17 protein-coding genes are annotated in these 22,130 nt (G+C 56.5%); 7 read left to right on the top strand and 10 right to left on the bottom strand.

The window, feature by feature from the left end:
- Positions 1-37: 37 nt before the first annotated feature.
- From gudD to syd, 7 genes are all read right to left on the bottom strand, one after another.
- Positions 38-1,378 carry a glucarate dehydratase gene (gene gudD, locus QVF11_RS15120; protein ID WP_287858044.1) on the bottom strand — a complete coding sequence of 447 codons (1,341 nt, stop codon included), beginning with the start codon at positions 1,376-1,378 and terminating at the stop codon, positions 38-40.
- Positions 1,379-1,399: 21 nt separating this feature from the next.
- Entirely contained in the window at positions 1,400-2,740 is a 1,341-nt protein-coding gene (locus QVF11_RS15115; protein WP_110275878.1) for an enolase C-terminal domain-like protein, read from the bottom strand.
- Positions 2,737-4,095: a galactarate/glucarate/glycerate transporter GudP gene (gene gudP / locus QVF11_RS15110; protein WP_142514551.1), complete on the bottom strand. Its 1,359-nt coding sequence runs from the start codon at positions 4,093-4,095 to the stop codon at positions 2,737-2,739. Before gudP ends, QVF11_RS15115 begins: the two co-directional genes overlap by 4 nt.
- Before the next feature lie 484 nt (positions 4,096-4,579).
- Entirely contained in the window at positions 4,580-5,023 is a 444-nt protein-coding gene (locus QVF11_RS15105) for a flavodoxin (RefSeq protein WP_112213889.1), read from the bottom strand.
- Between the two features lie 2 nt (positions 5,024-5,025).
- The gene (gene truC, locus QVF11_RS15100) at positions 5,026-5,820 is read right to left on the bottom strand and encodes a tRNA pseudouridine(65) synthase TruC (protein WP_287858042.1); all 795 of its coding nucleotides are present in this window, start codon (positions 5,818-5,820) and stop codon (positions 5,026-5,028) included.
- The gene (locus QVF11_RS15095; protein ID WP_287858040.1) at positions 5,820-6,149 is read right to left on the bottom strand and encodes a YqcC family protein; all 330 of its coding nucleotides are present in this window, start codon (positions 6,147-6,149) and stop codon (positions 5,820-5,822) included. The genes truC and QVF11_RS15095 overlap by 1 nt, the downstream gene beginning before the upstream one ends.
- A 631-nt stretch (positions 6,150-6,780) precedes the next feature.
- A complete protein-coding gene (gene syd / locus QVF11_RS15090; protein ID WP_287858038.1) occupies positions 6,781-7,326 on the bottom strand; it encodes a SecY-interacting protein in 546 nt (181 codons plus the stop codon).
- A 69-nt stretch (positions 7,327-7,395) separates the two neighbouring features.
- On the opposite strand from syd, the gene queF reads away from it, so the two are divergent.
- The 5 genes from queF to QVF11_RS15065 all read left to right on the top strand — a co-directional run bounded on the left by queF (position 7,396) and on the right by QVF11_RS15065 (position 14,269).
- Positions 7,396-8,241 (top strand): NADPH-dependent 7-cyano-7-deazaguanine reductase QueF, encoded by an 846-nt coding sequence (gene queF / locus QVF11_RS15085; RefSeq protein ID WP_112213893.1) that lies wholly within the window; start codon positions 7,396-7,398, stop codon positions 8,239-8,241.
- A gap of 111 nt (positions 8,242-8,352) precedes the next feature.
- On the top strand, positions 8,353-9,720 hold the full coding sequence (gene ppnN / locus QVF11_RS15080) for a nucleotide 5'-monophosphate nucleosidase PpnN (protein ID WP_110275885.1): 1,368 nt from the start codon (positions 8,353-8,355) through the stop codon (positions 9,718-9,720).
- 768 nt (positions 9,721-10,488) lie between these two features.
- Positions 10,489-11,778: an HAAAP family serine/threonine permease gene (locus tag QVF11_RS15075; protein ID WP_112213894.1), complete on the top strand. Its 1,290-nt coding sequence runs from the start codon at positions 10,489-10,491 to the stop codon at positions 11,776-11,778.
- A gap of 48 nt (positions 11,779-11,826) precedes the next feature.
- Positions 11,827-13,194: an L-serine ammonia-lyase gene (locus tag QVF11_RS15070; protein ID WP_112213895.1), complete on the top strand. Its 1,368-nt coding sequence runs from the start codon at positions 11,827-11,829 to the stop codon at positions 13,192-13,194.
- A gap of 133 nt (positions 13,195-13,327) precedes the next feature.
- Positions 13,328-14,269 carry an aliphatic sulfonate ABC transporter substrate-binding protein gene (locus tag QVF11_RS15065; protein WP_287858035.1) on the top strand — a complete coding sequence of 314 codons (942 nt, stop codon included), beginning with the start codon at positions 13,328-13,330 and terminating at the stop codon, positions 14,267-14,269.
- Between the two features lie 131 nt (positions 14,270-14,400).
- On the opposite strand, the gene QVF11_RS15060 is transcribed toward QVF11_RS15065, so the two are convergent.
- From QVF11_RS15060 to ssuD, 3 genes are all read right to left on the bottom strand, one after another.
- Complete coding sequence (locus QVF11_RS15060; RefSeq protein ID WP_287858033.1) at positions 14,401-15,807, bottom strand: LLM class flavin-dependent oxidoreductase; 1,407 nt, start codon at positions 15,805-15,807, stop codon at positions 14,401-14,403.
- Between the two features lie 73 nt (positions 15,808-15,880).
- Positions 15,881-17,278, bottom strand: coding sequence for an FAD/NAD(P)-binding protein (locus QVF11_RS15055; RefSeq protein ID WP_287858032.1), 1,398 nt, complete (start codon positions 17,276-17,278; stop codon positions 15,881-15,883).
- Positions 17,279-17,294: 16 nt separating this feature from the next.
- Entirely contained in the window at positions 17,295-18,467 is a 1,173-nt protein-coding gene (gene ssuD, locus QVF11_RS15050) for an FMNH2-dependent alkanesulfonate monooxygenase (RefSeq protein ID WP_112213899.1), read from the bottom strand.
- A gap of 271 nt (positions 18,468-18,738) precedes the next feature.
- Here ssuD and QVF11_RS15045 point away from each other — a divergent pair, with 271 nt between their 5' ends.
- Both QVF11_RS15045 and xni read left to right on the top strand, forming a co-directional pair.
- Positions 18,739-20,682: a sigma-54-dependent Fis family transcriptional regulator gene (locus QVF11_RS15045; protein ID WP_142514557.1), complete on the top strand. Its 1,944-nt coding sequence runs from the start codon at positions 18,739-18,741 to the stop codon at positions 20,680-20,682.
- A 110-nt stretch (positions 20,683-20,792) separates the two neighbouring features.
- Complete coding sequence (gene xni, locus QVF11_RS15040) at positions 20,793-21,548, top strand: flap endonuclease Xni (protein WP_112213993.1); 756 nt, start codon at positions 20,793-20,795, stop codon at positions 21,546-21,548.
- Positions 21,549-22,130: the final 582 nt, after the last annotated feature.

The raw sequence follows: 22,130 nt of genomic DNA, 5'->3' as shown, positions 1-22,130 counted from the left end.
CGCGAATATGCCGGTCCCCGCAGGAACCGGCATTTTCTTAGCGCACCATGCACGGACGCTTGTTGTCAAACGTCCAGTTTGGGATCAGATACTGCATCCCCATAGCGTCATCGCGCGCGCCCAGACCGTGTTTCTGATACAGCTCGTGGGCTTTCATCACCTGATCCATATCGAGCTCTACGCCCAGACCCGGTTTCGCCGGTACCTGCACCATGCCGCCTTTAATTTCAAACGGCTGTTTGGTCAGGCGCTGATTGCCTTCCTGCCAAATCCAGTGGGTATCGATGGCGGTGATCTTACCCGGTGCCGCAGCCGCGACATGAGTGAACATCGCCAGCGAAATATCAAAGTGGTTGTTAGAGTGCGAGCCCCAGGTCAGGCCGAACTCATGGCACATCTGCGCCACGCGAACTGAGCCCTGCATAGTCCAGAAGTGCGGGTCCGCCAGCGGGATATCGACGGATTGCAGCGACAGCGTATGCCCCATCTGACGCCAGTCGGTGGCGATCATATTGGTCGCGGTCGGCAGACCGGTAGCCCGACGGAATTCCGCCATCACTTCACGCCCGGAGAAGCCCTGCTCTGCACCACATGGATCTTCTGCGTAAGCCAGAGAGCCTTTCAGGTACTTACCAATTTTGATCGCTTCATTGAGCGACCACGCGCCGTTTGGATCCAGCGTCACACGCGCCTGTGGGAAGCGTTTCGCCAGCGCAACAATTGATTCCGCTTCTTCTTCTCCGGCCAACACGCCGCCTTTCAGTTTAAAGTCGTTGAAACCATATTTCTCATACGCCGCTTCCGCCAGACGCACCACCGAATCCGGGGTCATCGCTTCATCATGACGCAGGCGATACCAGTCACATTTCTCATCCGGCTGGCTCTGATACGGTAGCGGCGTCGCTTTGCGGTTGCCGACGAAGAACAGATAACCGAGCATTTCGACTTCGCTACGCTGCTGACCATCACCCAACAGAGAAGCGACGTTTACGCCCAGATGCTGGCCGAGCAGGTCAAGCATTGCGGCTTCAATACCGGTGACCACATGAATAGTGGTACGCAGATCGAAGGTCTGCAAACCGCGTCCACCAGCATCGCGATCGGCAAACTGGTTACGTACCGCGTTCAGCACATTTTTATATTCGCCAAGCGTTTTACCCACCACCAGCGGAATTGCATCTTCCAGGGTCTGGCGGATTTTCTCGCCCCCGGGAATTTCACCGACGCCGGTGTGCCCGGAGTTATCTTTGATAATCACAATATTGCGCGTAAAGAACGGGGCATGTGCGCCGCTCAGGTTCATCAGCATACTGTCGTGGCCCGCAACGGGGATCACCTGCATCGCGGTAACAACTGGAGTCGTAAATTGAGTGCTCATAATTCAATCCTTTTTGCGTAATCAGTGACGGCCGAAAACAGGGCGTTTACGGTCAAAAGTCCATCCAGGGATCAGATACTGCATCGGACCCGCGTCATTACGTGCGCCACCGGGCAGTCTCTTGTAGGCTTCATGAGCCTTGTTAACCTGATCCCAGTCCAGCTCCACGCCCAGCCCGGGCGCATCCGGAACAGCAATTTTCCCGTTCTTAATCTCCAGCGGACTTTTGGTCAGGCGACAATCGCCCTCCTGCCAGATCCAGTGGGTATCGATAGCCGTCGGCTTGCCGGGTGCTGCTGCACCAACATGGGTAAACATCGCCAGCGAAATATCAAAGTGGTTGTTCGAGTGGCAACCCCAGGTCAGGCCCCAGTCATCGCACAGCTGCGCCACGCGTACCGCGCCGGAAAGCGTCCAGAAGTGCGGATCGGCCAGCGGAATATCCACCGAGTTAAGCATCACCGCATGACCCATTTCGCGCCAGTTAGTGGCAATCATGTTGGTCGCCACAGGCAAACCGGTCGCACGGCGGAACTCCGCCATCACTTCGCGACCAGAGAAACCTTGTTCGGCACCGCAAGGATCTTCGGCGTAGGTCAGCACATCGTTTAGCCCTTTACACAGTGCGATAGCTTCATCCAGCAGCCAGGCACCGTTGGGATCAACCGTAATACGCGCGTCCGGGAAGCGTTTTTTCAGCGCACGGGCGGTTTCAATTTCCTGCTCGCCGGGCAGCACGCCGCCCTTGAGTTTGAAGTCTTTAAAGCCATAGCGATCCTGCGAGGCTTCTGCCAGACGCACTACCGCCTCGCTGTTCATCGCTTGCTGATGGCGCAGGTGATACCAGTCATGGTTGCCCGGCGTCGTCTCCAGATAAGGCAAATCCGTCTTCGTGCGATCGCCTACGTAGAACAGATAGCCCAGCACGGTGACCGCATCGCGCTGCTTGCCCGGCCCTAGCAGTTCGCAAACTGGCACGTTGAGCGCTTTGCCCAGCAGGTCGAGCAGTGCGGCTTCCAGCGCCGCCACCGCGTTGACCCGCAGCTCAAATGTCCAAGCACCTTTGCCAAAGGTATCAAAGTCGGCGGCCTGATTACCTTTATGCACCTGCTGTACCACCTTATTCAGGCGGGCGACTTCCTGGCCTAATACCATCGGGATAGCATCGACTAGCGTCTGATAAATCACTTCACCGCCCGGCGCTTCACCGACACCGGTATTCCCGGCGTTATCGGTAAGCACGACGATATTGCGGGTAAAGTACGCGTTATGTGCACCGCCGATGTTGAGCAACATGCTGTCATGCCCGGCCACCGGGATGACCTTCATATCCGTGATAACGGGGCTCGATTGTGTTGTCATGATGATTGTCCTGCGACAGGTTTCAGTTCGATACGCTTAATATCGCCCACCAGCACCAGATAGCTCAGCACCGCAATCAGCGCATGGACACCGACGTAAATCAGCGCGCCGTTGAACGAACCGGTGGTACCAACGATGTAGCCGATAGCAATCGGCGTGACGATACCGGAAATGTTACCGAACATATTGAACAGACCGCCGCTCAGGCCGCTGATCTCTTTCGGCGCAGTATCCGCCATTACCGCCCAACCCAGCGCACCGATACCTTTACCAAAGAAGGCCAGCGCCATAAAGCCGATGATCATCCACTCCACGTTGACGTAGTTACAGAACACCATCACCATCGACAGCAGCATACCCATGACGATTGGCGTTTTACGCGCGATATTCAGCGAGCCGGTACGACGCATCAGCCAGTCGGAAATAATGCCGCCCAGCACGCCGCCCGCAAAGCCGCAGATGGCCGGAACCGAGGCAACAAAACCGGCTTTCAAAATTGACATACCGCGCGCCTGTACCAGATAAACCGGGAACCAGGTGATAAAGAAGTACGTTAAGGCGTTAATGCAGTACTGGCCGATGTACACGCCGATCATCATGCGTGAACCCAGTAGCTGCTTGATCTGGCCCCATTTGACGCTAAACGGCACTTTCGCTTTGGCATTCGCCTGATCCATATTGATCAACGCACCGCCTGCGGCAATGTACTCCAGTTCTTTTTGGTTTACGCCTGGATGCTGGTTAGGTTCATGAATGACCTTCAACCAAACGAAGCTGATAATAATCCCGAGACCGCCCATAAAGAAAAACACGTGTGACCAACCCACCTCATGGGTCAACCACCCCATAATTGGCGCGAAGATAACGGTTGCAAAGTACTGCGCAGAGTTAAAGATAGCGACCGCCGTGCCCCTTTCCTGCGCCGGGAACCACGCCGCGACTATGCGACTGTTGCCGGGGAAGGAAGGTGCTTCAGCTAAACCGACAAGGAATCGCAACGTAAACAGCGCGATGATAATGCCGAAGCCGCTAAAGATATCGACGAAGCCTTGCAGCAGGGTAAACATGGACCAAATAAAGATGGACCAGAAGTAGACGCGTTTTGAACCAAAGCGGTCGAGCAACCAGCCGCCGGGGATCTGGCCGATAACATAAGCCCATGAGAACGCAGAGAAAACGTACCCCATACCGACTGCATCGAGGCCAATATCTTTGGCCATCTCCGAACCAGCAATGGATAAGGTGGCGCGGTCACCGTAGTTGAAGGATGTGACGATAAACAGCATCACCACTATCCAGTAGCGAGCATTGGTGCGCTTTTCAGCGCCGCTCGCCGCCTGACTTAATGAACTCATTGTTGCACTCCTGAATCATAGCGTTAGCTACGTTCATTCTGAACAGCACAACCTGTAGGGTACTCAGAATGACGTGTTAGTGTTTTTTCATAATTGTCGTTATATCTGGCACTGCATTTGTAACTGGCAGGAAAAGTATAAAAAGAGGGGTTGGCGGGCTCACCGTGCAAATACACAGCTTTCATTGCAGTAGTAAATCTGATTTGTGGCTTATGCCTAACGGGATGGGGGATAGTTCACGGAAATGAAAAGCAAAGCCTGTTCTGAAAGGGAAATAGCGGCACAAAAGACAGGAGTGTGAATCAACTCTCTTGACCCCGTGAAATAGCCCGGTAAAGCCCCTGGTATGGCACGGGTTTTAAGGCAAATGCCTGAAGCCCGAATGGCGGAGAATTGTTACGATCTTTTTGACCGTTAATCCGGCCACTGGCATTGAAAATAAGTAAAAAGGGACGCCCTCTAAGTAGGGAGAGGGCGAAACTTTTTAAGCAAGCAGCGCCGCCCACCGCTCAACCCAAGGGTTAGAGACGCTTTCAGGTTCCGGATCTTCGCTGGCGTCAATCATCAGCATATCGCCAATTCGCTTACCGCCCTGCTCCTGTAATAACGCATCAAACTTCATACCGCCGCCGCAAAAGTTGGCGTAGGTGCTATCGCCAAGCGCGATAATTCCATAGCGCAAATGCGGCTGATACATGTCTTTGATGCCTTCGTACAATTGCACAATATTATCCGGTAAATCACCCTGTCCAGTGGTCGATGTCACAACCAGCACGTATTTCCCGGTATATGATTCCCAGTCTTTGACCTCTGGATCTTCAAACACTTTTGCTTGATGCCCCAGTCCGCTCAGAATGGCCTGCGCCTCTTCAGCGACCAGGAGCGAATTTCCATACATCGTGCCGACAAAAATTCCGACTTCCGCCATAACTATCTCCCTGGATTATCCTCAACACACTCATCCTGACCGCTGTCGTCGGCAAACTCAACCCTTTCATTTAGCGGGAGAAGGCCGCGCCAGCCAAACTGCGACAAAGCGCGCATCCAGACGTCGTCCAGACCAGCACGAATCACTAGCGGCTCGCCGGTAAAGGGATGCGTTAACGATAACTGGCTGGCGTGCAGCATTAGCCGCTCGCAACCAAAATGCTCCGCCGCGCTGCGATTTTGACGCAGATCGCCATGTTTACTATCGCCGATAATCGGATGGCGAAGATGGGCCAAGTGGCGGCGTAGCTGATGTTTGCGCCCGGTTTTCGGCTCCAGCTCCACCAGACTATAGCGAGTCGTGGGATAGCGCCCGGTTGCCACCGGCATTTCTACCGTCGCCAGGCCACGATAATGCGTCACCGCTGGCTGCGGATCTTTATTTTCGCGGGCGAATTTGTCGGCGATTTTATCCAGTTCCTCGACCAGCGGGTAATCAAGCACCGCTTCTTCACTCAGCCAGCCGCGAACTATCGCGTGATAGCGTTTCTGCATTTGATGCTGCTCGAACTGCTGCGACAGCAGTCTTCCCGCTTCGCTCGATAACCCCATCAGCAGCACGCCGGAGGTGGGTCGGTCGAGGCGATGGGCAGTGAACACGTGCTGACCAATCTGGTCGCGCACGGTTTGCATCACCACCACTTTTTCATCGCGATCCAACCAGCTACGATGCACCAGCCAACCTGAAGGCTTGTTCACCGCCACCAGCCACTGGTCCTGATAGACGATCTCCAGCATCAGACCTCACCGCCCGCAAACAGCGTATCCAGCAGGACCAGTTCCGCTAGTACCTGCTCACGTACCGGATGGGCATTATCCAGAGCCATCTCATAATAGGAGGCGACGGCGAAATTCTGCGGTAGCGGCATCTCGTTTTCCAGAAGTTGATGCATACGCGGGATTAATACCCACTGCAACCACTCCAGCGGTTCCATGGTATCAAGGCAGAACGGTTGATCGCTGGCGAACGCACGGCTCTCTGGCGCATTTTCCTGCCAGTGTTCCGTTTCGCGCAGCAGCGCTTCAATAGCATGCAGGCGCTCACGCACGCGATGGTGAAGAGTCATGGGGAACCTCAGTGAGTTGTAAACCGGCGCAGAATAGCAAATTCAGAAGAGAAATAAAAAAGGGAGCACTGTATAAACAGTGCTCCCGGTTCGTTTTGCAGCAATCCAGCTACATTGGTGCTCCCTGCTCGTCCTTGAAAACTTTTCCTGAGGTCTCCTGACCATGTTCATCCGTAAACTGTTGCATCCTGCTTTCACACCACCCCGATGTGAAATCACTCATCCGTAAGTCTATCCTGATCTTCCTGATCCACCGAACATCCCGACCGGCTCTCGTTCTCCCTCCTGGAGGTGTCCCTTTACGCTATCCTGCGTTATCCTGTGCTTCATCCTGAAGCCTGTCCTTGCTACGCCATCCCGGCGGGTCCTGTAGAAGTGTCATCATCCTGATGTTCACTTCATCTCTCGACTCCCTGTCGATGCGTATAGAATCCCTGATTCCGCCTCGTCTTACAACCCTTCTTGAGACAATATCTTAAGACTTATCGCTGTTAGCAAGAATCGAAAAATCTATAATCACTTGAATAATATTGATTTTATCAAAACAAGGGTGGTAACGGATCGGCTTAAATGATGACGATCTCTTACAGGTCTTGTAAGAGATCTCTCACAAAGTTTTGGGTAGTTTGGATTACAGACCTGGCTTAAGGGAATTAAGGAAACTCGCAAGCGAGGGAGAAAGCGTGGTCCGTTTACGGGTTCCGAGCGTTTCTTTGATCACTTCACCGCTCATATTACAGACCGAAATCACATCCAGTTCGCTGTCCAGCGTGGCGATAAACAATGTGGGCGACAGCTTTAAACGCTTTTGTACCAGCAGATGACCAATTAAATTCTCCTGCACCCGCTGGAAGTCATCCGGGCTCCAGGTTTGCAGCAGCGTCATGGCCTCATCGGCAAAGCGCGCCGTCATATCACCCGCAAACTGAGTGGTATAATAAGCATGAAGCGGCTGTTGTACCACAATATCCAGCGCTCGTTCAACTGCACTAATGTTGGGCTCTAAAGAAAACGGCTGCGGCTGCCAGAAAACACCGTCATCATCCGTCGCGTTAATGCACGGCGACGGGATGCCGTAAAGATCCTCGCTGCGCGGCAGGCTGGAGTATTGCTGCTGCCACGCATCGCAATAACGTTGAGTAAATGCTTGCAGCGCTTCTGCGGTTTGATGGTCCACCGGTTTCTCTCTTCACGTTAGACAGGATACACTTGGCATATAGTGTAACCGCTTTAACTATGGTGAAACATGTCTTCTTACGATAATCATCAGGCGCTGGCTGGCCTGACGCTCGGTAAATCAACTGATTACCGCGATACCTACGACGCCAGCCTGCTTCAGGGCGTCCCGCGCAGCCTGAACCGCGATCCGCTGGATCTGCACGCCGATAACCTGCCGTTTCACGGTGCTGATATCTGGACGCTTTATGAACTCTCCTGGCTGAACGCCAAAGGTCTACCGCAGGTCGCCGTGGGCCACGTTGAGCTGAACGACACCACCGTGAATCTGGTGGAATCAAAGAGTTTTAAGCTTTATCTCAACAGCTTTAACCAGACCCGCTTCGCCGACTGGCAGGAAGTACAGGCGACGCTGGCGCGCGATCTTAGCGCCTGCGCACAGGGCGAAGTGAAGGTGTCACTGTATCGCCTCGATGAACTCGAAGGCCAGCCGGTGGCGCATCTGCACGGCACCTGCATCGACAGTCAGGATATTGAAATCGACAACTACCAGTTTAACGCCGACTATCTACAGGGCGCGGCTTCCGGCAAAGTGGTCGAAGAGACGCTGGTTAGCCATCTGCTGAAATCCAACTGCCTGATTACTCACCAGCCGGATTGGGGCTCGGTGCAAATTCAGTATCGCGGGGCGAAAATCGATCGCGAAAAGCTTCTGCGCTACCTGGTGTCATTCCGCCACCACAACGAGTTCCACGAGCAGTGCGTTGAGCGCATCTTCAACGATATTCAGCGTTTCTGCCAGCCGGAATCCCTTTCCGTTTATGCTCGCTATACGCGACGTGGTGGTCTGGATATCAACCCGTGGCGCAGCAATAGCGAATTTGTCCCGGCCATCGCTCGCCTCGCCCGTCAATAGTAAACATTTTCACAATTTGCGTGCGTTAACGCGTGCGCAAGGTTGTGAAAACGCCGTCAGCAGGGCTATTGTAATCACAGGAAGACGATAATCGTCCTGTAAGGAGTTCACTTGATTACACATGTTAGCCCGCTTGGTTCAATGGATATGCTGTCGCAGCTGGAAGTGGATATGCTTAAACGCACCGCCAGCAGTGACCTGTATCAACTCTTTCGCAACTGCTCGCTTGCTGTGCTCAACTCGGGGAGCCTGACCGATAACAGCAAGGAGCTCCTGTCTCGTTTTGAAAACTTCGATATTAACGTGCTGCGTCGCGAACGCGGCGTGAAGCTGGAACTGATCAACCCGCCGGAAGACGCTTTCGTTGACGGGCGTATTATTCGTTCCCTGCAGGCCAACCTGTTTGCCGTACTGCGCGATATCCTGTTCGTCTACGGCCAAATCCACAACACCGTGCGCTTCCCGAATCTTGATCTGGAAAGCTCGGTGCATATCACCAACCTGGTCTTTTCTATTCTGCGTAACGCCCGTGCCCTGCACGTCGGCGAAGCGCCAAATATGATTGTCTGCTGGGGCGGCCACTCGATTAACGAAAATGAGTATCTGTACGCTCGCCGCGTCGGCACACAGCTGGGTCTGCGCGAGTTGAACATCTGCACCGGCTGCGGTCCGGGCGCGATGGAAGCGCCAATGAAAGGCGCCGCCGTCGGCCATGCGCAGCAGCGATACAGAGACAGCCGCTTTATCGGCATGACTGAGCCGTCTATTATCGCCGCCGAGCCGCCGAACCCGCTGGTGAACGAATTAATCATCATGCCGGATATCGAAAAACGTCTGGAAGCCTTCGTGCGTATCGCCCACGGCATCATCATCTTCCCGGGCGGCGTGGGGACGGCGGAAGAGCTGCTCTATCTGCTCGGCATTTTGATGCATCCGTCGAACAAGTCGCAGGTGCTGCCGTTGATCCTTACTGGACCAAAAGAGAGCGCCGATTATTTCCGCGTGCTGGATGAGTTTATCGTGCACACGCTGGGTGAATCTGCCCGTCGTCACTATCGCATTATCATTGATGACGCCGCAGAAGTGGCGCGGCAGATGAAAAAAGCAATGCCGATGGTGAAAGAGAATCGCCGCGAAACCGGTGATGCCTATAGCTTCAACTGGTCTATCCGCATCGCCCCGGATCTACAAATGCCGTTCGAACCGACGCATGAGAATATGGCCAATCTCAAGCTCTATCCGGATCAGCCGGTGGAGGTGCTAGCCGCCGATCTCCGTCGTGCCTTCTCCGGTATCGTCGCCGGTAACGTAAAAGAAGTGGGCATCCAGGCTATCGAGAAGTTCGGTCCGTATAAAATTCATGGCGATCAGGCAATGATGCGCCGCATGGATGACCTGCTGCAGGGCTTTGTTGCTCAGCATCGTATGAAACTGCCTGGCGGTACCGCCTACATCCCCTGCTACGAAATCTGCTCCTGAGTGCTTTTCTCCCGGACAGCGGCTAACGCCTTGTCCGGGCTACTTTTCCGCACAAACCGCACAACCCCGTAGCCCGGCTCGCGCTGCGCTTAGCCGGGAGGAAGACGCGGTGATGCCTCAGATCCGGCGCATTTCCTGGAGGCGATGCTGCGCATCTTGTCCGGGCTACCGGACAGCAGACGGTGATGCACCTGTAGCCCGGGCAGGCGTATCGCGCCGCCCCGGGAGCAGAGCGCAGAGGGGCTGAGTTTCCCGAAGGTATCCGGGCTACCCTTCCTCACAAACCGGTATGCACAAAAGCCCAGCGCCTTGTCCATTAATCAGTCCACATGCTTTCCAATAAATTCTATTTCTTTATGAATCTTTTAAAACATTTTTGCATAGCCAATCGTTTGCGTTTCCAAAAAAAGCAATAAATATCACTATAAAAAATACTTTTTAGCGCAAAAACGTCGAGAACATCGTGTTTCCACAGTAAAAACCTCGTTATTACGCAAGCCCACTATTATCTCATATGCTGAAAATGATAGCCTCCGCGCAACAAATATCTATCTGACAACTACAAACAGGCTGTTGAACTAAAAATACGCACATTAAAAGTGGATTATTGCATTTGCGATCGCGATCACTGATGAATTCACCGTATAAATGTATCTTCCCGCACCAATTGTTACGGAGAAAATGCCTAAAAAACCGTAAACAAAAAAATTTCATATTATTCATTCGTTTTTCTTCATTAGATTTTGTTGCTTCCTCCAGGAGATACAGATGGAAACCACTCAAACCAGCACCATCGTTTCGGATGCTACCCGTAGCGGTTGGCGTAAAACGGACACCATGTGGATGCTGGGCCTGTACGGCACGGCTATCGGCGCGGGCGTACTTTTCCTGCCGATCAACGCGGGCGTCGGCGGTTTGATCCCGCTGATCATCATGGCGATTCTGGCCTTTCCGATGACTTTCTTCGCCCACCGCGGTATGACCCGTTTTGTGCTGTCCGGTAAAAATCCGGGTGAAGACATCACCGAAGTGGTCGAAGAACATTTCGGCGTCGGCGCAGGCAAGCTGATTACCCTGCTCTACTTCTTCGCTATCTACCCGATTCTGCTGGTGTACAGCGTGGCGATCACCAATACCGTCGAGAGCTTTATGCTGCACCAGCTGCACATGACGCCGCCGCCGCGCGCCATTCTTTCCCTGATTCTGATTGTCGGCATGATGACTATCGTGCGCTTCGGCGAGCAGATGATCGTCAAAGCGATGAGCGTGCTGGTATTCCCGTTCGTGGTCGCGCTGATGATTCTGGCTCTGTACCTGATCCCGCAGTGGAACGGCGCGGCGCTGGAAACCCTGTCCTTGAGTAGTGCAGCCGCTACTGGCAACGGCCTGTGGATGACTCTGTGGCTGGCGATTCCGGTGATGGTGTTCTCCTTTAACCACTCGCCGATCATCTCCTCCTTCGCCGTGGCAAAACGCGAAGAGTACGGCCAGGGCGCAGAGAAAAAATGTTCAAGCATTCTGGCGCGCGCGCACATCATGATGGTGCTGACCGTCATGTTCTTCGTCTTCAGCTGCGTACTGAGCCTCTCTCCGGCTGACCTGGCGGCGGCAAAAGATCAGAACATCTCCATTCTTTCTTACCTGGCGAACCACTTTAACGCGCCGATTATCGCCTGGATGGCGCCAATCATTGCGATGATTGCTATCACCAAATCCTTCCTCGGCCACTATCTGGGCGCTCGTGAAGGCTTTAACGGCATGGTGATTAAATCCCTGCGCGGTAAAGGCAAGTCCATCGAAATCAATAAACTGAACAAAATCACGGCGCTGTTCATGCTGGTCACCACCTGGATTGTGGCGACCCTGAACCCGAGCATCCTCGGGATGATCGAAACCCTTGGCGGCCCGATTATTGCGATGATTCTGTTCCTGATGCCGATGTACGCCATTCAGAAAGTCCCGGCAATGCGCAAATACAGCGGCCACGTCAGCAACGTCTTCGTGGTGCTGATGGGCCTGATTGCTATCTCCGCGATTTTCTACTCCCTGTTTAGCTAATATCCCCCCGCGCCGCTTAACGGCGGCGCAGACAGCACTGGATGCATCATGATCAGCGTATTCGATATTTTTAAAATCGGCATTGGCCCTTCCAGCTCCCACACCGTTGGACCGATGAAAGCGGGCAAACAATTCACGGACGATCTTATTGAGCGCGGGCTGCTTCACAAGGTGACGAAGGTCGTCGTCGACGTCTACGGCTCTCTTTCCCTGACCGGCAAAGGCCACCATACCGACATCGCGATTATTATGGGCCTGGCGGGCAACCTGCCGGATACCGTCGACATCGACGCTATCCCTGGCTTTATTCAGGACGTCAACACCCATGGCCGCCTGATGCTGGCAAACGGCCAGCAGGAAGTCGCGTTTCCGGTCGATCAATGCATGAATTTCCATGCCGACAACCTGTCGTTGCATGAGAACGGCATGCGGATTACCGCCCTGGGCGGCGACCAGGTTCTCTACAGCCAGACTTACTACTCTATCGGCGGCGGCTTTATCGTCGACGAAGACCATTTCGGCCTGACCAACGACGCGTCGGTCGCAGTCCCTTATCCCTACAAAAACGCCGCCGATTTACAGCGCCATTGCCAGCAAAGCGGGCTGTCGCTTTCTGGCCTGATGATGCAAAACGAGCTGGCGCTGCACAGTAAAGAAGAGCTGGAACAGCACTTCGCTGCGGTCTGGGAAGTGATGAGCGGCGGGATTGAACGCGGAATCACCACCGAAGGCGTCCTGCCGGGCAAGCTGCGCGTACCGCGTCGCGCCGCCGCGCTGCGCCGGATGCTGGTAAGTCAGGACAACACCAATAGCGACCCGATGGCGGTGGTGGACTGGATCAACATGTTCGCCCTGGCGGTCAACGAAGAGAACGCCGCCGGTGGCCGCGTGGTGACCGCGCCGACCAACGGTGCCTGCGGCATCGTGCCTGCGGTGCTGGCCTACTACGACAAGTTTATCCGCAAAGTGAACGCCAACTCTCTGGCCCGCTATATGCTGGTAGCCAGCGCCATTGGATCGCTCTATAAGATGAACGCCTCAATATCCGGTGCCGAAGTGGGCTGCCAGGGCGAAGTCGGCGTCGCCTGCTCAATGGCAGCAGCCGGTCTGGCTGAGCTGCTGGGCGGTAGCCCCGGTCAGGTATGCATCGCCGCGGAAATCGGCATGGAACATAACCTCGGGCTCACCTGCGATCCGGTTGCCGGTCAGGTACAGGTGCCATGTATCGAGCGTAACGCTATCGCAGCGGTCAAAGCCGTCAACGCCGCGCGTATGGCACTGCGCCGCACCAGCGAACCACGGGTATGCCTCGATAAAGTCATCGAAACCATGTATGAAACGGGCAAAGATATGAACGCCAAATACCGTGAAACCTCGCGCGGTGGCCTTGCGATGAAGATTGTCGCCTGCGATTAACGCCTGCTCCCGGTGTGCTGCGGCATACCGGGAACTTATCCTTCATTTACGTTATATAAATGAAAATTTAGTTATTTATTGGTTATAAAGACGATTTGTTACCTTACGCAAAACCGCTTAAGGAGAACGAATCATGCTCAAACTATCTCGCCCGGCCCTGCTGCTACTGCTTGCTGGCTTATCCACTTCCGCGCTGGCGAAGACGCCGGAAACCGTCAATATCGGCTACCAGAAAGCCAATATCTTCGCACTGCTGAAATACCGAGGCACTCTTGATGAGAGCTTTAGAAAGCAGGGGATTGCCGTGCGCTGGATAGAGTTCCCGGCCGGGCCACAAATGCTGGAAGGGCTGAACGTCGGCAGCATCGACCTCGCCGCCACTGGCGATGCGCCACCGGCCTTTGCCCAGGCCGCACAGGCAGATCTGGTCTATCTGGCTCATTCACCAGCGAACCCGAAAACAGAAGCCATTGTGGTGGCGGAAAACTCAGCGATTAAGACTGTCGCCGATCTTAAAGGCAAGCGCGTGGGGTTAAACAAAGGCTCCGACGTGAACTATCTGCTGGTGGCCGCACTAGAAAAAGCCGGGCTGAGCTATAAAGATATCACCCCGGTCTATCTACCGCCTGCCGACGCCCGCGCCGCCTTCCAGCGTGGCGCCATTGACGCATGGGTTATCTGGGATCCGTTCCTGGCGGAAGTGGAAACCAATGCTAAAGCCCGACAGATCCGCAACGCCGAAGGGCTGGTGCCGCACTACACCTTCTATCTGGCAAGCCGAAAATTTGCCGATACTTATCCGGAGACTGCGAAGCAGGTGGTTGATGAACTGGATAAACTCAGCAAATGGGCCAATAGCCATCGGGATGATGCCGCCGGGATCCTTTCCACCTCAACCGGGCTGGATAAGGCCATCTGGCTGAAGACGCTGGCGCGCCTGCCCTACGGGGCCGAGCGTATGACGCCAGCGGTCTACAACGAACAGCAGGCGCTGGCGGACACCTTCACCCGCATCGGCCTGCTGCCGGTGAAAGTCGATGTTCGCAGCGCCACCTGGTCGCTGGATAAGCAGTAAGTCTTCCCTTCCCGGGTCGCAGACGGTGGAGGACCCGTAGCCCGGACAGGCGCGTCAAGCGCCGCCTCCGGGAAAAACCTCCCGCCCCACAGTTCAGCCCTCCCCCTTCGGGGAGAGGGGGACCGGCAAAATTAACTCACCTTCTCTTCACTCCCGACCGCGACCTGCGCACCGTAGCGATAGCCTGCGCCCGGATGCGGTGCAGCCAGCCGCGGGCCGGCGCCAAACAGCTTTTCACGCAGGGTTCCTTCGCGATACTCCTGCTTAAACACGCCGCGCTTTTGCAGTTCAGGGATCAACAGGTCGACCACGTCGCGGAAGGTTTCGTGCGTCACCGCATAGGCGAGGTTGAAGCCATCGACATCGGTCTCCTCCACCCAGGACTGCAATTCATCGGCAACCGTCTGCGGGCTACCGACCACCAGCGGGCCGAAGCCGCCGATCCCCGCCCAGTCCGCCAGCTTCTGCACCGTCCACTGGCTATTCGGGTCAGCGGTAGAAAACGCCTCCACCATCGACTGAATCGCATTGGTATGCAGGTACTCCAGCACCTGATCCGGCTGATACTGACCAAGGTCGATTCCAGTCCAGCCGGAGAGCAGCGCCAGCGCCCCTTCGTAGCTGACGTACGGTTTATACTCCTGCCATTTAGCCTGCGCTGCGCGGTCAGTTTCGCCGACAATCACCGTCTGCATGTTGAAGATCAGGATGCTGCGCGGATCGCGTCCGGCCTCTTCGGCACGACGGCGAATATCCGCCACCGTCTTTTTCAGCAGCACTTTTGACGGCGCGCCAACGAATACACACTCCGCATGCCCGGCGGCAAATTGCTTGCCGCGGCTGGAAGCCCCCGCCTGATAGAGCACCGGCGTGCGCTGCGGTGACGGTTCACATAGATGGATCCCCGGTACCGAAAAAAAGTTGCCTTGATGGTTGATCGGGTGAATTTTTCGCGGATCGCTGAAGATCTTACGCTCCCTGTCGCGCAGCACCGCGCCGTCTTCCCAGCTCCCCTCCAGCAGCTTATAGACCACCTCCAGATACTCATCGGCATAGTCGTAGCGGGCGTCGTGATCGGTCTGCGCTTTCTGGCCAATATTGCGCGCGCCGCTCTCAAGATATGAGGTCACAATATTCCAGCCGACCCGCCCTTTCGTCAGATGGTCGAGGGTCGACAGACGGCGGGCAAACGGATACGGGTGTTCAAAGGAGAGCGAAGCGGTCAGGCCGAACCCCAGATGCTCCGTCACCAGCGCCATCGGCGTAATCAGCGCCAACGGATCGTTAACCGGTACCTGCGTCGCCTGGCGAAGCGCCGCATCGCCATTGCCGTTCAGCACATCATAGACGCCGAGTACATCGGCAATAAACAGCCCGTCAAACTTGCCGCGCTCCAGCAGGCGCGCCAGGTCAACCCAATACTCAAGGTCCTTGTACTGCCAGGAGCGGTCGCGCGGATGGGCCCACAGCCCCGGCGACTGGTGGCCGACGCAGTTCATATCAAAAGCATTCAGACGAATTTCACGTTGTGATGACATAGCACTCTCCACGACGCGCCCCGGTAGCGGGACGCGCACATAATCATTTAAGGGAATCAGGGGAAAAGGGCGTTCAGAACACCGGACATCGGACGGACGGTTTGATACCCAGCGTCAGCAGAGCTTCGGCGGCGACGGCGGCTGCATGATCAGCCACCTGCGGCAGTCCCATCAGCTCACCAAAAAAGGCCCGTGCGGCAGGCCCGCATACCAGCAGCCAGGGCGTGACCCGACCTTCCCGACCAATCGCCCGCGAATGCCGATCAACGTCCAGACCCAGGCCAAACGCATCGGCGCGAATCCACCCATCCTGGCTCAGTTGACGCAGCAGCAGTTGGCTGTCGGTCAGCGCCCCGTGCGCCGGGCCGGTAGTTAAAATCAAATGGTCAACGCTCACCCGCTGCGCTTCACCGCGCCGGGGTGACAGAGTTAGCGTTAGCTTTTGTGCATCGCCTTCGAGGGCCGTAAGCCTGGCCGCCAGCACCCTCAGGCTGCCGTCGCGCTGTCGTTGTTCAATAACTCCGGAGACCTGCGGGGCGATACGGTAACGATGAACATCCCAGTAGCTGCGTAAATGGCGCAGAAAACGCTGACGATCGGCAAGCGTCAGCCTCTGCCAGATGCTTTGCCCCTGATTACGCACCGCGTCCAGCACCACCTGCCAGGCCACTCCCTGCTCCGCCGCAAGAGCGATATCCTTGCGGATCTTTCGTAGCCGCTGGCGCAACGAACCCTCACCGTATTCAGCGGGCCAGCTCGCGCTGTTGCCGCTCAGATTGCTACGGGGCAGCAGACCGTGGCGTGAAAACGCGCTTATCGGCCCGCGATGACCCAACCGCGTCAGGGTCGCGACGGTATCCGCCATCGTCAGACCGGTCCCCATTACCGCCACGCTGGCCTCCGGCGCGATACCTTCCAGAGCGCCCGCTTGCCAGGGGTTGGCAATTAATGCCGGATGTTTTTCAAACGATATCGCCTGGGACGGTAAAGAGGGCGGCGGATGGCTGATGGCCAGCACCAGCAGATCGGCTGACAGTCGACGACCACCGTCGGTGATAACTTCGCCATCATTAAGGCTCAGCGCTTGTTCACGCAGATGGATAAGCCGCCCGGCGCTGGCGCGTGCTGCCTCAGCAAAACGCAGGGCCACGTAGCAACCAAACTGCCCGCGCTGCGGATAAACCGCGCCGTCCGCAAGCTGGGCCTGCGGATCGTCAACAAAAGCAGGCTGGTTGCGGTACCAGCTATCGAACGCCCCCTCCTCTTCACCCGCAAGCTGCATCCGCGCGGCAGGAACGTTGATCCGGTGGCTCGGCTCCGTGGTGGAATACGCCACGCCAGCGCCGGGAGTCTCGCGCGGTTCCAGTAGCGTCACCCGCACGCCAACCGGGGCCAGGCGCAGGAGATGAATCGCCACCGCCGCGCCGCTGAATCCGCCGCCGACAACCACTACATGGGGTTCAGTATGCATACATCTGACCTCCCCCTCAGCTTGCGCTAACCTGTTTTACCGGACGCTTGTCGCCGCCGATAGTTTCACCGAACGGGCCGGTATTCACGCTACGCGCCTTCGGCTGGTCATGACCTGCCAGCGGCAGCAACGGCATCACCAGATCGGCGAAGCGATGCGCCTCTTCCAGATGCGGATAGCCAGAGAAGATAAAGTTGGTAATGCCGAGCGCCTGATATTCACGAATGCGTTCCGCCACCTGCTGTGGGTTGCCAACCAGCGCCGTCCCTGCCCCGCCGCGTACTAACCCCACGCCCGCCCACAGGTTTGGCGCAATGCGCAGATTGTCTCGCGACCCTTTGTGCAACGCGCTCATCCGCGACTGTCCGGTAGAATCCATACGGGCAAAAATTTTCTGCGCCTGGGCGATAGTCTCGTCATCGAGATGAGATATCAGGCGATCGGCGGCGGCCCACGCCTCTTCTTCGGTTTCACGAACAATCACGTGCAGACGAATACCGTATTGCAGCGTACGTCCACGGGCGGCGGCGCGCTCGCGCACCACCGCCAGCTTTTCGGCCACCAGCGCGGGCGGCTCGCCCCAGGTCAGGTAAGTATCGATTTGGTCAGCGGCGACATCGATGGCATCTTCAGAAGAACCGCCAAAATAGAGCGGCGGGCCGTTTTCCTGCACCGGAGGAAACAACACTTCCGCGCCCTCAACGTGGATATGCTCGCCGTGATAGTCCACCTTTTCGCCTTTCAGCAAACGGGAGTAGACGTCGAGAAATTCGCGGGTCACCTGATAGCGTTCGCCATGGCTGAGGAATATACCGTCGCCTTTGTTCTCCACCGGGTCACCGCCGGTAACGACGTTAATCAGCAGACGACCACCCGACAGGCGGTCGAGGGTGGTCGCCATTCTTGCCGCCAGCGTCGGCGGCTGCAGCCCCGGCCGGACGGCGACCAGATAGCGCAGGCGACGAGTCAACGGCGCCAGCGCCGAGGCTACCAGCCAGGAGTCTTCGCAGCTTTTCCCGGTTGGGATCAGCACACCGTAGTAGCCGAGGCTGTCGGCCGCCAGCGCCACCTGCTGCAGGTAAGGCAAATCAACCGGGCGTCCGCCCTCTGCGGTACCCAGGTAGCGACCATCGCCGTGGGTGGGCAGGAACCAGAATACATTGATTTTATCGTCGGTTTTTTGCGTCATTATCTCTTTCCTATATAACCATATCCGATATTTATCGAAGCGTTGTTTTAATTTGGTTATATGAGTGTTAGCGATAATCATGCCAATGGTGAATGAAAAATTAACAAAATAAATTCAATAGGTTACCTGAAATTGAATTTCATCCCGCTGTTGCAAATGCGCCAGACAGTGCGTTCAGGTTGTCGTTTTTGCAACAGTACGGCAGGTTTGCCCTCTGGTTTCCATCGTCAGCACAGGATAAGTTCAGGTCATCAAATACCGGAGGTCAACCATGCTGAATCCTGAATCCCCATCCGCCACGCCTGCGCTGATCGACCCGGCGTCAAAAGCGTTTCAGAGTCTGCTGGATAAACTGGCCCCCACCGAGGCGACGGTGCTTATCGTCGGCGAAACCGGCACAGGAAAAGAGGTCGTTGCCCGCTATTTACATCATCATAGCTCACGCCGCCATGGCCCCTTCCTGGCCGTCAACTGCGGTGCGCTCAGCGAAAGCCTGGCGGAAGCGGAACTGTTCGGCCATGAAAAAGGCGCGTTCACCGGTGCGGTGCAAAGTCATCCCGGCTGGTTCGAGGCTGCGGAGGGCGGCACCCTGCTGCTGGATGAAATCGGCGAACTCAGCCTGCCGCTTCAGGTCAAACTGCTGCGTGTCCTGCAGGAGCGTGAAATCACTCGCGTCGGCTCGCGCAAAGCGATTAAGGTCAATGTGCGGGTGATCGCCGCCACCCACGTGGACCTGATGCAGGCTATCCGCGAGCGTCGTTTCCGTGAAGATCTTTACTATCGGCTAAATATCGCCATTGTTCCGCTGCCGCCACTGCGCCAGCGCCGTCAGGATATTCCCATACTGGCGGACCATTTTCTGTCGCTCTACGCCCGCCGTCTGGGCCGTCCGGTTCGTCGTCTGGCCCCGGAAACCCTGGCAAGGCTGATGGAATACCCCTGGCCGGGCAATATTCGCGAGCTGGAAAATACCCTGCATAACGCAGTTCTGTTGAGTAAAGAAGAGGAAATTAGCCCCGCCCAGCTCCGGCTGACGACCCTCAGCAACGAACCCGCGGCCACCAGCGACAGTGAGCTGGATGACTTTATTCACCACCAGCTCTCCTTACCGGGCGAGCCGCTGTGGGAACGGGTCACCGGAGCGTTGATTCGCGGCGCGATGGCCCGCTGCGATGACAATCAAAGCCAGGCCGCAGCGCTGCTGGGCATTAGTCGCCACACGCTGCGCACGCAGCTGGCGAATTTTGGCATTATTAAAAGCCGCCGCAGGCTGGAGCCGACTTATCGTCCGGCGGTAAATAGTGAAAGTCATGACCGGGAACTGCGCATCGGTTTTCAGCGCTTCGGCAACCTCGGTATCCTGAAAGCGCGGCAAAGTCTGGAGAAAGCCTTTGCCAGCCACGGCGTCAGCGTGCTGTGGAGCGAGTTCCCCGCCGGGCCACAGTTGCTGCACGCGCTGGCCTGCGATGAGATAGATTTCGGTACCACTGGCGAAGCGCCGCCAGTCTTCGCTCAGGCCAACAACAGCGATCTGGTCTACGTCGCCTGGGAGCCGCCCGCACCGCAAAGCGTGGCGATGGTCGTCCCGCAGCACAGCGATATCCACACCATTGCCGACCTGCGCGGCAAGCGCATCGCGCTGAATAAAGGCTCTAACGTTCACTGGCTGCTGCTGCATATTCTGGAAGAGGCCGGGCTAGAGTTGAATGACGTCAAAGTGGTCTACATTCCACCGAAATACCCGCTAACCGCCAGCGATTATCTAACAGTTGATGCGTGGATGATGTGGGATCCGCTACTCAGCGATGCGGAATATAGCGGTGAATTACGGCTCGTCACCAGCGGCGAGGGGCGCGTCAACAACCACCATTTCTACCTCTCGCGCCGCGACTACGCCATCCGCAATAACGATATTATGCAGCGCCTGGTAGCCGAATTAACGCAGACCGGGCAGTTTATCGACCAGCACCGTGATGAAGCTGCAAACTTGCTCTCTGCGGAGCTGGGGATTAACGCCGCTTCGCTGACCCGAGCATTAGCCCGCCGCAGCCATCGAACACGCCCGATGGAACTCAACGTGATTCGCGCCCAGCAAAGTATCGCCGATCGTTTTTACGCCCTGGGGCTTATCAACAAACCGATTTCGGTGCGCGAAGCGGTCTGGTACGGCGACGCCACTAATAGCGAACCTAGCCTGCTGATGCACGTCGATTAGATCGAAACTGCGAGTCATCTTCCTGATTCTCCTGGTGCCAATAGCCTCACCCGCGCAGCGATGTTACCCTAAAAGGCATTAAGAACAGGAGCCTATCTATGGGGACATCCGTGGCCGTTCATCTACTCATCGTCGACGCACTTAATCTCATTCGCCGCATTCACGCGGTACAGGGGTCGCCCTGCGTCGATACCTGTCTGCACGCGCTTGAACAACTGGTTGTCCATAGCCAGCCGACTCACGTCGTGGCGGTGTTTGATGATGAAGAGCGCGGTCATGGCTGGCGGCACCAGCGCCTGCCGGACTATAAAGCCGGGCGTGCGCCGATGCCGGAAACCCTCGAAGCGGAAATGCCAGCCCTGCGGGCGGCGTTTGAGCAACACGGGTTCCGCTGCTGGGCGATCTCCGGCAGCGAGGCCGACGACCTTGCCGCCACTCTGGCGGTGAAAGTGGCGCAGGCCGGGCATCAGGCCACCATTGTTTCCACCGATAAAGGCTACTGCCAGCTGCTGTCGCCAACTATCCGCATTCGCGATTATTTCCAGAAACGCTGGCTGGATGCGCCGTTTATCGCCAAAGAGTTCGGCGTCACGCCTCAGCAACTGCCCGACTACTGGGGTCTGGCGGGTATCAGCAGCTCAAAGGTTCCCGGCGTAGCGGGGATTGGGCCGAAGAGCGCCGCCCAGCTGTTAACCGATTTTCAGGATCTGGAAGGGATCTACGCGCGACTGGCGGACGTGCCGGAGAAGTGGCGTAAGAAGCTGGAAGAACATAAAGAGATGGCGTTTATCTGCCGTGAGATAGCACGCCTGCAAACCGATTTGCAGCTGGATGGCAACCTGCAACAGCTGCGGCTGGCACGGTAGCGCTACCCTGCCCGCAGACAGCGGTAAGCCCGTTGCCCGGATGGCGCTATCCTGCCCGCAGACAGCGGCTACCCCGTAGCCCGGGCAGGCGCTTTGCGCCGCCCCCGGGAGCAAAGTGCAGAGTGGCAGAATTTCCCGGAGGCGATGCTGCGCATCTGTCCGGGCTACCATCCCGCAGACAGCGGTTACCCCGTAGCCCGGGCAGGCGCTTTGCGCCGCCCCCGGGAGCAAAGTGCAGAGGGGCAGAATTTCCCGGAGGCGATGCTGCACATCTGTCCGGGATACCATCCCACAGACGGCGGCTACCCCGTAGCCCGGGCAAGGCGCTTTGCGCCGCCCCCGGGAGCAAAGTGCAGAGTGGCAGAATTTCCCGGAGGCGATGCTGCGCATCTGTCCGGGCTACTATCCCGCAAGACGGCGGTAAGCCCGTTGCCCGGATGGCGCATCCTGCCCACAAAGCGGCATCAAACACAGGCCGGACAAGGCGACATGCCGCCATCCGACAACCGGGAGAAAACATTCTCTTAGGCTTTATTCTTCGATACGTAATCCGTAGGTTTTGAATTTTTCCAGCACGATAGC

The sequence above is a fragment of the Klebsiella sp. genome (assembly GCF_027492335.1).
GTDB lineage: Bacteria > Pseudomonadota > Gammaproteobacteria > Enterobacterales > Enterobacteriaceae > Klebsiella > Klebsiella huaxiensis.
This window is presented reverse-complemented; position numbering and strand designations above follow the sequence as displayed.

What these genes read in the sequence shown, in the direction of transcription:
- gudP (WP_142514551.1), bottom strand. Translation starts at nt 4,095, where the DNA reads ATGAGTTCATTAAGTCAGGCGGCGAGCGGCGCTGAAAAGCGCACCAAT.
- QVF11_RS15115 (WP_110275878.1), bottom strand. Translation starts at nt 2,740, where the DNA reads ATGACAACACAATCGAGCCCCGTTATCACGGATATGAAGGTCATCCCG.
- queF (WP_112213893.1), top strand. Translation starts at nt 7,396, where the DNA reads ATGTCTTCTTACGATAATCATCAGGCGCTGGCTGGCCTGACGCTCGGT.
- gudD (WP_287858044.1), bottom strand. Translation starts at nt 1,378, where the DNA reads ATGAGCACTCAATTTACGACTCCAGTTGTTACCGCGATGCAGGTGATC.
- QVF11_RS15060 (WP_287858033.1), bottom strand. Translation starts at nt 15,807, where the DNA reads ATGTCATCACAACGTGAAATTCGTCTGAATGCTTTTGATATGAACTGC.
- QVF11_RS15070 (WP_112213895.1), top strand. Translation starts at nt 11,827, where the DNA reads ATGATCAGCGTATTCGATATTTTTAAAATCGGCATTGGCCCTTCCAGC.
- QVF11_RS15095 (WP_287858040.1), bottom strand. Translation starts at nt 6,149, where the DNA reads ATGACTCTTCACCATCGCGTGCGTGAGCGCCTGCATGCTATTGAAGCG.
- QVF11_RS15055 (WP_287858032.1), bottom strand. Translation starts at nt 17,278, where the DNA reads ATGCATACTGAACCCCATGTAGTGGTTGTCGGCGGCGGATTCAGCGGC.
- QVF11_RS15045 (WP_142514557.1), top strand. Translation starts at nt 18,739, where the DNA reads ATGCTGAATCCTGAATCCCCATCCGCCACGCCTGCGCTGATCGACCCG.
- truC (WP_287858042.1), bottom strand. Translation starts at nt 5,820, where the DNA reads ATGCTGGAGATCGTCTATCAGGACCAGTGGCTGGTGGCGGTGAACAAG.
- QVF11_RS15105 (WP_112213889.1), bottom strand. Translation starts at nt 5,023, where the DNA reads ATGGCGGAAGTCGGAATTTTTGTCGGCACGATGTATGGAAATTCGCTC.
- QVF11_RS15075 (WP_112213894.1), top strand. Translation starts at nt 10,489, where the DNA reads ATGGAAACCACTCAAACCAGCACCATCGTTTCGGATGCTACCCGTAGC.
- ssuD (WP_112213899.1), bottom strand. Translation starts at nt 18,467, where the DNA reads ATGACGCAAAAAACCGACGATAAAATCAATGTATTCTGGTTCCTGCCC.
- QVF11_RS15065 (WP_287858035.1), top strand. Translation starts at nt 13,328, where the DNA reads ATGCTCAAACTATCTCGCCCGGCCCTGCTGCTACTGCTTGCTGGCTTA.